Source organism: Thermogemmatispora sp. (assembly GCF_019683755.1).
Classification (GTDB): Bacteria; Chloroflexota; Ktedonobacteria; order Ktedonobacterales; family Ktedonobacteraceae; genus Thermogemmatispora.
Map to the genome: position 1 here is coordinate 1 of NZ_JADGHT010000153.1, position 10,537 is coordinate 10,537.

Annotated in this window: 8 protein-coding genes; 7 read left to right on the plus strand and 1 reads right to left on the minus strand. The window is 61.7% G+C overall.

The annotated features are described in order from the left end of the window. From IRZ24_RS11295 to IRZ24_RS11310, 4 genes are all read left to right on the plus strand, one after another. Nucleotides 1-1,257 (plus strand): PTS transporter subunit EIIC (locus IRZ24_RS11295; RefSeq protein ID WP_297164060.1); only part of this gene is annotated, 1,257 nt, incomplete at its 5' end. 149 nt (nt 1,258-1,406) lie between these two features. Continuing rightward, nucleotides 1,407-1,886 carry a PTS glucose transporter subunit IIA gene (locus IRZ24_RS11300; RefSeq protein ID WP_297164063.1) on the plus strand — a complete coding sequence of 160 codons (480 nt, stop codon included), beginning with the start codon at nt 1,407-1,409 and terminating at the stop codon, nt 1,884-1,886. 372 nt (nt 1,887-2,258) lie between these two features. Further along, entirely contained in the window at nt 2,259-2,642 is a 384-nt protein-coding gene (locus tag IRZ24_RS11305; protein WP_297164066.1) for a hypothetical protein, read from the plus strand. A 123-nt stretch (nt 2,643-2,765) separates the two neighbouring features. Beyond that, entirely contained in the window at nt 2,766-3,284 is a 519-nt protein-coding gene (locus tag IRZ24_RS11310) for a hypothetical protein (RefSeq protein ID WP_297164069.1), read from the plus strand. A 126-nt stretch (nt 3,285-3,410) separates the two neighbouring features. Here IRZ24_RS11310 and IRZ24_RS11315 read toward each other — a convergent pair whose 3' ends face one another. Then, the gene (locus IRZ24_RS11315; RefSeq protein ID WP_297164073.1) at nt 3,411-3,974 is read right to left on the minus strand and encodes a glycerol-3-phosphate responsive antiterminator; all 564 of its coding nucleotides are present in this window, start codon (nt 3,972-3,974) and stop codon (nt 3,411-3,413) included. A gap of 922 nt (nt 3,975-4,896) precedes the next feature. On the opposite strand from IRZ24_RS11315, the gene glpK reads away from it, so the two are divergent. The 3 genes from glpK to IRZ24_RS11330 form a co-directional block, all read left to right on the plus strand. Continuing rightward, a complete protein-coding gene (glpK, locus tag IRZ24_RS11320; protein ID WP_297164076.1) occupies nt 4,897-6,399 on the plus strand; it encodes a glycerol kinase GlpK in 1,503 nt (500 codons plus the stop codon). 226 nt (nt 6,400-6,625) lie between these two features. Next, a complete protein-coding gene (locus tag IRZ24_RS11325) occupies nt 6,626-7,528 on the plus strand; it encodes an MIP family channel protein (RefSeq protein WP_297164079.1) in 903 nt (300 codons plus the stop codon). A 786-nt stretch (nt 7,529-8,314) separates the two neighbouring features. Then, nucleotides 8,315-10,537: glycoside hydrolase family 3 C-terminal domain-containing protein (locus tag IRZ24_RS11330; protein WP_297164082.1), on the plus strand; the 2,223-nt coding region annotated here is incomplete at its 3' end.

The following is a 10,537-nucleotide window of genomic DNA, read 5'->3' on the forward strand; positions in this document are numbered from 1 at the left end:
CCTGATCCCTCGATCTCCATGGGAGTCTTCTCCGGCATCATTGTCGGCCTGGTCACCGCTGGTCTCTACCGGCGCTTCCACGATATTCGCCTGCCTGACTATCTGGCCTTCTTTGGGGGCAAGCGCTTTGTCCCCATCATCACCGCTCTGGTGACACTGGTGCTCGGCGCTCTCTTCGGCCTGATCTGGCCACCGATCCAAGGGGCCATCAACGCCGCCGGGCAGGGCATCGTCGCCCTCGGACCCATCGGGACCGGCCTCTACGGTTGCCTCAACCGGCTACTGATCCCCTTCGGCCTGCATCATGTGCTCAATACCTACGTCTGGTTCCAGCTCGGCACTTATCATACAGCCCACGGCGTCGTGACCGGCGACCTTAACCGCTATTTCGCTGGCGACCCAACGGCGGGTAACTTCATGGCCGGTTTCTTCCCCGTCATGATGTTCGGCCTGCCGGCAGCCTGTCTGGCGATGATTCGCCGCGCCCAGTATCCACGCGTCGCCGCCGGTATCCTGCTCTCTGCCGCTCTGACCTCGTTTCTGACGGGCGTAACCGAGCCTATTGAGTTCGCTTTCCTCTTTGTGGCTCCCGTGCTCTTTCTGATCCATGCGGTGCTCACCGGCACAGCTCTGGCCATCTGCACCATTCTGGGTATCCGCATCGGCTTTACTTTCTCCGCTGGCTTGATTGACTACCTCATCAATTTCAGCAAGGCCAATACCAGTCAGCCGCTGCTGCTCCTGCTGATTGGGCTGATCTACGCTGTCGTGTATTATTGTATCTTTAGCTTCTGCATTGAGCGCTTTAACCTGGCGACGCCGGGACGCGGCGGCACGACCACCGATAGCCGCAGCGATTGGATTCTGCCCGAGAGCCAGCGTGGTCCTCGTTCGGGAGAGGCAACTGCGGGAGCGGCGGCGCCGGAGCGTGTGAGCACAGCCGGCGATGCTGATGAGCGCCTGGCAGCAGAGCTGCTGGCCGCCCTGGGTGGCCAGGAGAACGTTGAGAGCGTTGAGGGCTGCATTACACGCCTGCGTCTCTTTATCAGCGAGCCAGGACGCATCGATGAGGCGCGCCTCAGAAGCCTGGGCGCCGCCGGCGTCATCCGACACGGCAAGATTGTCCAGGTAGTCATGGGCACCCAGTCCGATCGCCTCGCCAGCCGCATGAAACAGCTCATGAAGCAGAGCGACCGCCAACGGGAGCAGGCGGCTGTTCCCCCCGCGTCGCAGGATGAGATCCAGGGGCGGAGGTGAGACAGGTAGGATAGCCAGGAACAGACCAGGTGCGCAAGCCCAGTGAGAGCCTGGCGCATCTCTCGGCAGGCGGGCAGCCTTTTCTCAAGTGCTGCCCGCTCTTCGCCCGGCTCCTGGCCAGTCGCACAAAACCACAAAGGAGCATGTCTATGCATACGAATGAATTGGTGATTCTGGCCCCGCTTGACGGCCAGGTGGTGCCGTTGGAGCAGGTGCCTGATGAGGTTTTTGCGCAGAAAATGGTCGGCGATGGCCTGGCCATCGAGCCACGGGGCAGCGTGGCTGTCGCTCCGATCAGTGGTAGATTGCTCCGTCTCTTTCCGGGCGGCCATGCCTTCGTGATCGCCGCCGGCCCCGAAGGCCGAGAAGAGGAGGCCGCCGTCATCGTGCATCTTGGTCTCGATACGGTAGAACTGGCCGGCGATGGCTTTACTGTGCTGGCACAGGAGGGCGACCGTGTCCAGGCTGGGACGCCGCTGGTAGGCTTTGATCGCGCCCGCATCGCCGCCCAGGGCAAGAGTTTGCTTAGCCCGGTGGTCTTCACTGGCAATGGGACCCTAACCCGCCGCGCCAGCGGCAGGGTGCAGGCCGGACAGGATGTGCTTTTTGTCGTACAGCGCTTGCTTTAGCTCAGATTTGATACTTCATTCTCTTGACAAGAGTGTGTTGTGGAGTCTATCCTCAAAACAGGAGAGAAACTCAAGGATTCGCAATGAACGCTAATTGACCTGCAAAGAGCTGCGGCTTTGCTGTTTAGCCGGACCATGCGCATGGCCGCCTGAGGCCGAGCAGGCAGCAAAGCCGCTGGCAGCGGGTAACAGCCTGACAGGCCAGCAAGAGAGAGTCTGAAGGCAGCGTTGAGCTGTCTTCCAGGCTGGCAGAGAGCAGTCTGAGTCATGCTCGTCGCAGCGGTTCCACGCGCGTGTTGGTCGAAGAGATATCGTCTTTGCTTGCAGGATAGCCCACTCTTGACAGAGATCGGTCCCACGCTCTCCTGTTAGGTGGATGGTCCGACGGTCATTGGAGGCACAGGTCTGTGTGGTCATGGGAGCTTTGGCCCGGTCAAAACTTATCTATGCGAGAGCAATTGGCTCCTTGAGGGGGCAGGCGCGGGGGCGCGGGGCCTGTGGCCTGGGTGCCGCTGGTCCATCGTCTCTGTTGAGCACGAGCAAAGCCATCGCCTGGAATGCGAGCGATCGCTGACCATGACCTACCTGCTGGAGAGCAAGGGTGTCCCCCCTGGGGTGATCCGCCCGCGGGGCCTCTGGTTCCTGTGGATGCGGCCAGCCGTCATTGGCTTGCCCGCTCTGCCTCTGCCGATAGTCCTCTTTGTGTTCTGGCTGGTCATCACTACCTGGCATACTGAGCTGAACTACGTACGCTAGCGTCGGGCCGTGCACAATGCGAGCGAATCAAGCGCGGCTCATAGATAGATGAACTTCGCTTCTTGCAAGACGAGACTGTTGACAGGCACGTTTCAAGGGTAATCCGGCAAAGGAGCAACTCCAATGCTAGAAGCCGCACCACGCCACTGGTATTCGAGTATGAACTATGTCATTCGTCAGGATGGGCAGGAGCTTGCTGAGATCCAGAAAAGGTTCTTTCGCCCAGAGACCGTCATCACCACAACGGAAGGCCAGACCTATACCATACAGCGTCTCGGCTGGGGAGGGCCGTTTGCTATCTGCCAGGCGGATGGTACGCCCCTGGCACAGGCTCAGACCTACTGGTCCAAGAGTCACATTGACGCTTACTATGCGGGTCAGCCTTATAGATTGCGTCCACAATCGCAGTGGAAAAGTGAGACCTTTCTCCTGGAGCATAACGGTGAGGTCGTGGGCACCATTCGTCAGAAAAATTTCTGGGGGAACAAAGTGCTCATCGACATCAACGGTTTGCCTCTGCCCATCGTCCTTTTCTTCTTCTGGCTGGTCCTTGAAGATTGGAAACGGCGACAAGCAACCGCTGCCGCTGCCGTAGCGATATCATCATCGGCAGCAGCAAGCAGGTCAGGCTTTTACTCTTAAGTGCCTGGCGTGCTGTTCGCTGCTCGCCCCTTTTTCTTCGGCAGGCTCACGGCCTCTATGACGCTGCAGGGACAGAGAGAGCCTGGCACAGGAGAGCAGAGGGAGTGCCGAGGTTGCTCGCCTGACTCAGGCCAGGGAGAGGTTGCGCCAAAGGCTGTAGGTGCTGCTGCTGCTGAGGATGGCCCCGGCCTGCTGAACACGGGCAACATCTTCGGCAGTGCGGATGAAGCCACCGGCAATGAAAGGTCCAGGCAGGAGACGCCGCAGAGTGGCAGCCACTTCGGGGAACATGATGCCTGGCAGGACCTCAACGAGATCAGGGCCAGCATGGGCGATGGTACGGACCCCCTTTTCGAGGCCGGAGTCGTCAAGCAGGAGCAGGCGCTGAATGGTGATAAGCCCCTCGGCACGCGCCGCCGTCACCAGTTGCGACTTGCTGGTGATGATGGCATCGATGCCGATTTGGTGCAGATACTGAATGCCGGCGCGGTCCTTGCCGATGCCGCTGACAAGATCGACATGCACGACGACGCGCTTCCCCCGGCGCCGCGCTTCTTCGACAAAGGGTGCAAGCTGAAAGGCATCCCCTTTGAGAAGGAAGAGCAAGGGAGCATCCGCCTCCAGGGCAAGGCGCATGTCTTCCTCGGATTTGAGCGCCGCCGCTACAGGGTAACGGCGCGCCAGACGCATGATTTCCAGAGCTGCTTGCGTGTACACGCCTCGCTGTAACAAGAGGGCCGTCCCTCAACCAGTTCTAGCGGTAATCTACTGGAACATCTCTCGTTTTTTATTATAGCCAGAGCACAGCCGCTTTGTCTAGCCAGGAGCCGTTTTGAGGCCGGGCGAGCGCTGCTCACCCGCTTATGAGCTGGTAGCTCCCCCCTCCGCGCTGGTTAGCCAGGCAGAGCCATTAACAGATCGGACCCGCGCACGGGCCGTCGGCAATTCGGTACTTGACAAAGCAGGGTGGGTTAACTATATTATAAGCAAGGCACGGGTCATTAGCCGGCCTGTGCTGCTACCATTGTAGCAACCGCAAGACAACTAAATATAGAACTTGACAGGACAGTGAACTGAAAAGTCCTGAGCCAGTGTGAACAACACGGCTTGGGACTTTTTTCTTTTGCTCCTGGCCGGTAGAGTCTGCCCGTCACTGGTGACGCTGCCCCTTCGATTAACAATCGATTTCCGAGGAGGGCGCCAGCAATGGCGGGGGCGTCTGGCACGGAGGGCGCCGTCCGCTCAGGGAGGCAAGCGGAGCGAGCCGGTCCGCAAGCAAGCAAACGGACGGGTGAGAGGCCTACCCGACAAAGGGGACCTGCCACGTCAAGACAGGAGCAGGTGGGTAGCAGCACAGGTTGGGCGAAGCCAGGGCCAATGGCAGTGTTGCCAGTCGTTTTGTGGCCCAGCGGCCAGCCTGCCCGCCGCCGTTGCCTGGCACGAGTGAGCCAGCCTGGCGATAGGTTCTGCGGGCGGGTAGTGTGCCCGGACATCTCCGGACTCCCTGGACGCGGCAGTCCGTTCCGCGGCGAGAGCGGTGCGGCGTCCAGGTTGGCCAATCGCCTTTGGACAACGGAAGACGTCACAGCAACAAGAAAGGGCTTGTCTACCTATGGCGAAGTACGTCCTCGCCCTTGACCAGGGCACCACCAGTTCGCGCGCCATCGTCTTTAACCACGACGGCGCTGTCGTCAGCCTCGCACAGAAAGAATTTCCACAGATCTATCCGGCCCCGGGGCTGGTCGAGCACGATCCCGAGGCCATCTGGTCCAGTCAGCTCAGTGTCGCCCAGGAGGCCCTGCACAAGGCCGGGGCCAGTGCCGCCGATATCGCCGCCATCGGCATCACCAACCAGCGCGAGACGACCCTTGTCTGGGAGAAGGCCACCGGCAAGCCAGTGTTTAACGCCATCGTCTGGCAGAGCCGCTTGACCGCTCCTATCTGCGATGAGCTGAAGGCCAAGGGCTTTGACAGCGAGATCCGCCAGCGGACCGGGCTGGTGACCGATGCCTATTTCTCGGGCACAAAGGTCAAATGGATTCTGGATAATGTGCCCGGCGTGCGTGAGAAGGCGGAGCGCGGTGAGGTGCTCTTTGGCAATGTCGATACCTTCCTGATCTGGCGCCTCACCAAGGGCCGCGTCCACGTGACCGATGCCACCAACGCCTCGCGCACGATGCTCTACAACATCTACACGGGCGACTGGGATGATGTGATCCTCAAGGAGCTGGGCGTTCCGCGCGCTATGCTGCCCCAGGTGATGCCCTCCAGCACGGTCTATGGCGAGACCGATCCTGAGTTCTTCGGCGGGCCGATCAAGATCGCCGGCGTGGCCGGCGACCAGCAGGCGGCGACTTTCGGTCAGGCCTGCTTCGAGGTCGGGATGGCCAAGAATACGTACGGCACCGGCAGCTTTATGCTGATGAATACCGGCGACCGCGGGGTGGCCTCTAAGAATGGTCTGCTGACGACGATCGCCTGGCGCATCAATGGCCAGACGACTTACGCCCTTGAGGGGAGTATCTTCATTACGGGTGCCGCGGTACAGTGGTTGCGCGATGGGCTACGCGCTATCGCGTCGAGCAGCGATGTGGAGCAATTGGCGATGTCGGTGCCCGATAATGGTGGCGTCTATCTGGTGCCGGCCTTCGTCGGCCTGGGCGCCCCTTATTGGGACCCCTATGCGCGCGGGACCATTGTGGGCCTGACACGCGGGTCGAGCATCGCGCATATTGCTCGCGCGACGCTGGAATCGATGTGCTATCAGACGCGCGATGTGTTGGAGGCGATGACGGCAGATAGCGGTGTGCGCGTGAAGGCGCTGCGCGTCGACGGCGGCGCCGTGGTCAATAATCTGCTGATGCAGTTCCAGGCCGATATTCTGGGGGTGCCTGTGCAGCGCCCGAAGGTGGCCGAGACAACGGCTCTGGGGGCTGCCTATCTGGCTGGCCTGGCAACCGGCTTCTGGAGCAGCCAGCAGGAGGTCGCTGAGCAGTGGGCAGTCGATCGGACTTTTGAGCCGCAGATGAGCGCCGATCAGCGCGATGCGCTCTACGCCGGCTGGAAACGGGCGGTGGAGCGCTCGCTGCAGTGGGAGCGGCCCGCTTCGGCCTAGCCGCTGGGCTTCGGCTCGGGTCCCTCTGCCACGCGGCGGGCAAGCGGTCGTCTCGTCAGACCCCCGGGTTGCTGCTTGCCCGCTGTCCAGCCATCCGCCGGGTACGCTTGCCGCCCGCGCCCACGCTTGCGCCCCGCTCCGCGGCGGATGGTCTGGTGTCTGTCTTGTTCAGGCTTGTCTTGCTTCTTCTTCATTATCTCTCTGAGTGACAAAGGAGTTTGGATCAATGGCCCGTCAATTTACAAGCAGGCCCTCAGCGCTTGCGGGCCTGTGGGGAGAATGTATCGCCGAGTTCTTCGGCACGATGATCCTCTTGCTCTTCGGCGATGGCTGCGTGGCTACGTTCGCTCTCTTTACGAATATTGGGGCGAACAATGCGGCGACGCCCTTCGCTAATGAGTGGATCGTCATTATTCTGGGGTGGGGCCTGGCGGTGATGCTGGGTATCTATGTGGCTGGGGCAATCAGCGGCGCTCACCTGAATCCGGCGGTGACGCTGGCGCTGGCTGTCCGCGGTAAGTTCGACTGGGGTAAGGTGGTGCCTTATTGGGTCGCGCAGGTGCTCGGTGGCTTTGTCGCTGCTGCTATTCTCTACTTCGTCTATCAAGGGGCGCTGGTGCATGCCCTGGCGCTCAATCATTTGACCATCGGGCAGATCGCCGATCCCAATGGCTACGGCGGCGTGTTCTATACGTCTCCTAAGCCGTTCGTGGGGACGTTCGGGGCCTTCTGCGATGAGTTCGTGGGGACGGCTCTGCTGGTGGGCCTGATCTTCGCGATCACCGACGGGCGCAATCAGCCGGTGCAGGCGAACCTGAATCCGCTGATTATCGGCCTCTTGGTGGTGGCGATCGGCGCTTCCTTCGGTCTGAATACGGGCTATGCGATTAACCCGGCCCGCGACTTCGGTCCCCGCCTGTGGATCGCGCTCGTGAGCGGTGGGGCCAGCCTGTCGGCCAATAATTACTACTTCTGGATTCCGATCGTGGCCCCCTTGCTGGGTGGCGTGGTCGGCGCCTTCATCTACGACTTTACGATCGGCAAGGTCTTGGAGGCCCGCGGTTTGACGAAGTCCGGGACGGCTGAGACTAAGGGCGAGGCGGTGCGCGTGCCCAGCGAGGCGGAGTAAGCGCAGGCGGCATAGTGCTCTGATCGCTCTTGCTGTTGTCCGCTTGCTCATTCATACGGTGCTCTCTGAGGCGCTTCGGCTTCTGCTTTGCGCGGCGGGGAGGAAGGCTTACCTGGGTCTTCCTCTCCGCCGCTCTTTTGGTGGCGCGGCGAGGCAAGTGGCTCAGGGCAGAGACTTGGATAAGAGGGAGGCGTGACAGTTGCTGATGCGGGCGCGATCAGGACGGGCGAGAGCGGGCCGCCTGGGATCGCTGGTCTGTGCGGAAGAGGGCTTTCATTGCCACAGGAGCTTTTTGTGGAGCTTTTCGGCGGAACATTGAAACAGAGCAGGTACAGGTTTCAGTGTAGCACAGAGTTTTCCTGTGTAACACACTCCGAAGGACAAAAGTGGATTGCGGTCGCCGAGAGGGGCATTCGTATGGCAGAGCACAGTGATAGGCATGCTTTATGCAAGAGAGGAGGGTGAGGGCAGGACCCTGGCGCTTGCCTCCGCTGCGTCCCGTCTCCTCTGATGGGTCCTGCCGCTGCCCGGGCAATGGGGGATTGCCCGGGAACACACGGTTCGGTACCACGTCGGCACGGCAGGCACAGGAATCTGGGCGGAGGGGCCTGCGCTCTCTGTCTCGCCCCGGAACGCAAGGCCTTCATCCTCTCGCCTGTCGCCTGTCGCCGCCGCGCTGTCGCGGCTCACAGGCGTGGGTTTGGCTGATCGACAAGGGTGCCAGAGCACGCAAGGCTGAGTGTCTTCTCTTCTCTGGCTCAGTGTGCCGACGAAGGAGCGTGCTAGATGCGATACCTTGGACCGCTATGTGGCGCCAAGACGGCGCCCAGAACGCTGCTGATCCTGCTGCTAACGCTGCTCTTGCTCGGTTTGGGGAGCCTCTCCCCCGCTGTGCCAGGAGCGCAGGCGCGGACCACCGCCGCCACGGCGCGCCCCTGGATGAACCGCTCCCTTTCGCCCGACCGACGGGCTGATCTGCTGCTGGCTCAGATGACGCTTGATGAAAAGCTCGCTCTGCTGCATGGCTGGTCCGGTGGCAGCTATGTGGGCTACATTCCGGCCAATACGCGCCTGGGCATTCCGGCCCTCGGCCTGGAGGACGGTCCCGCCGGGGTCGCCGATGGGATGACGGGTGTGACTGCCTTCCCGGCGCCCGAGGCGCTGGCTGCAAGCTGGGATACGAGTTTGATGCGCCAGTACGGCCAGGCCCTTGGCAGCGAGGAGTGGGGCAAAGGGGCCAATGTGGCCCTGGCGCCGACGGTCAATATTTTGCGCAATCCGCAATGGGGCCGCAGTTTCGAGACGCTGGGCGAGGACCCCTATCTGACGGCGATGCTGGCCAGCGCCGATATTGAGGGCATCCAGAGCCAGCACGTCATCGCGACCGTCAAGCACTATGCGGCCAATAATCAGGAGTACCACCGCACGACGGTGAGCGCCAATGTCGATGAGCGCACCTTGCATGAGATCTATCTGACTGCCTTCGAGTACGCCGTCAAAGAGGCAGGCGTCGGCGCAGTGATGTGCTCCTACAATAAGGTCAACAACGTCTACGCCTGCGAGAATCCCTATCTGCTCGCTACGACGCTCAAGGGAACCTTCGGCTTTCCGGGCTTTGTGATGTCGGATTGGGGGGCGACTCACAGCACGGTACCGGCCATCACGGCGGGCCTCGATATGGAGATGCCGGACAGCACCTACTTCGGCAACGCCCTCAAGCAGGCGGTACTCAACGGGCAGGTGAGCATGGCCACGATCGATGAGGCGGTGCATCGTATCTTGCGCACGATGTTCGCGATTGGCCTCTTCGATTATCCGACGACCGGTAGCCCGAAGGCGACGGTGACCAACGCCCAACATGCGCAGTTGGCCCGCCAGGCCGCCGAGGCCGGCACGGTTCTGCTGAAGAACGACGGTCAGTTGCTGCCGCTCGATCCGAGCAAGATCCACTCCATTGCGGTGATCGGTCCCGCTGCCTCAGTCGCTCCCCAGGCGACGGGCGGCGGCAGCGCGCATGTGATCCCGCCCTATGTGGTGACGCCGCTGCAGGGGATTACGCAGCGCGCCGGGAGCGGTGTGACGGTGCGCTACGCCCAGGGGATTACGACGACGGGGACGTTGCCGCCGATCGAGGCTCAGTATCTGACGCCGCCTTCGGGCAGCGGGCAGGGCCTGCTGGGTGAATACTTTACCAATATGACGCTCTCCGGTAGCCCGGTGCTGACGCGCGTCGACAGCCAGATCAATTTCGATTGGAACGGGCAGTCGCCGGGGCCGGGCGTGCCAGCCACGCAGTGGTCGGCGCGCTGGACGGGGACGCTGACGCCGCCGGTGAGCGGGACGTACACGTTCTCTCTGACAAGCGACGATGGCAGCCGGCTCTACATTAATAACCAGCTCTTGATCGATAACTGGCGCGATCAGGCGACGACCACTGAGACGGCCACCATCCAGTTGACGGCAGGCCAGCCTTACGCCATTCGCGTGGAGTACTATCAGAATGGTGGCGCGAGCAATGTGGCCCTGGGCTGGAGCATTCCGGGCCAGGAGAATGCGCTTCTCTCGCAGGCCGTGGAGCTGGCGCGAAGCTCGGATGTGGCCATTGTCTTTGTCAACGATGTGGAGTCGGAAGGCTCCGACCGCAGCAGCCTGGAGCTGCCGGGGGCTCAGGATCAACTGATTGAGGCGGTCGCTCAGGCTAACCCGCGGACGATTGTGGTGCTCAATACGGGTGGGCCGGTGCTGATGCCGTGGGTGGACCAGGTGCCGGCGCTGTTGGAGGCCTGGTATCCGGGCCAGGAGGATGGGAACGCCATTGCGGCGGTGCTCTTTGGCGATGTTAATCCGTCGGGGAAGCTGCCGATGACTTTCCCGCGCTCGGCCAGCGATCTGCCGGCCAGTACGCCGGCGCAATATCCGGGCATTAACGATCAGGCGGACTATTCGGAGGGGGTCTTTGTTGGCTACCGCTATTACGATGAGCGCGGGATTACGCCACTCTTCCCCTTC

What these genes read in the sequence shown, in the direction of transcription:
- IRZ24_RS11300 (WP_297164063.1), top strand. Translation starts at nt 1,407, where the DNA reads ATGCATACGAATGAATTGGTGATTCTGGCCCCGCTTGACGGCCAGGTG.
- IRZ24_RS11310 (WP_297164069.1), top strand. Translation starts at nt 2,766, where the DNA reads ATGCTAGAAGCCGCACCACGCCACTGGTATTCGAGTATGAACTATGTC.
- IRZ24_RS11315 (WP_297164073.1), bottom strand. Translation starts at nt 3,974, where the DNA reads ATGCGTCTGGCGCGCCGTTACCCTGTAGCGGCGGCGCTCAAATCCGAG.
- glpK (WP_297164076.1), top strand. Translation starts at nt 4,897, where the DNA reads ATGGCGAAGTACGTCCTCGCCCTTGACCAGGGCACCACCAGTTCGCGC.
- IRZ24_RS11325 (WP_297164079.1), top strand. Translation starts at nt 6,626, where the DNA reads ATGGCCCGTCAATTTACAAGCAGGCCCTCAGCGCTTGCGGGCCTGTGG.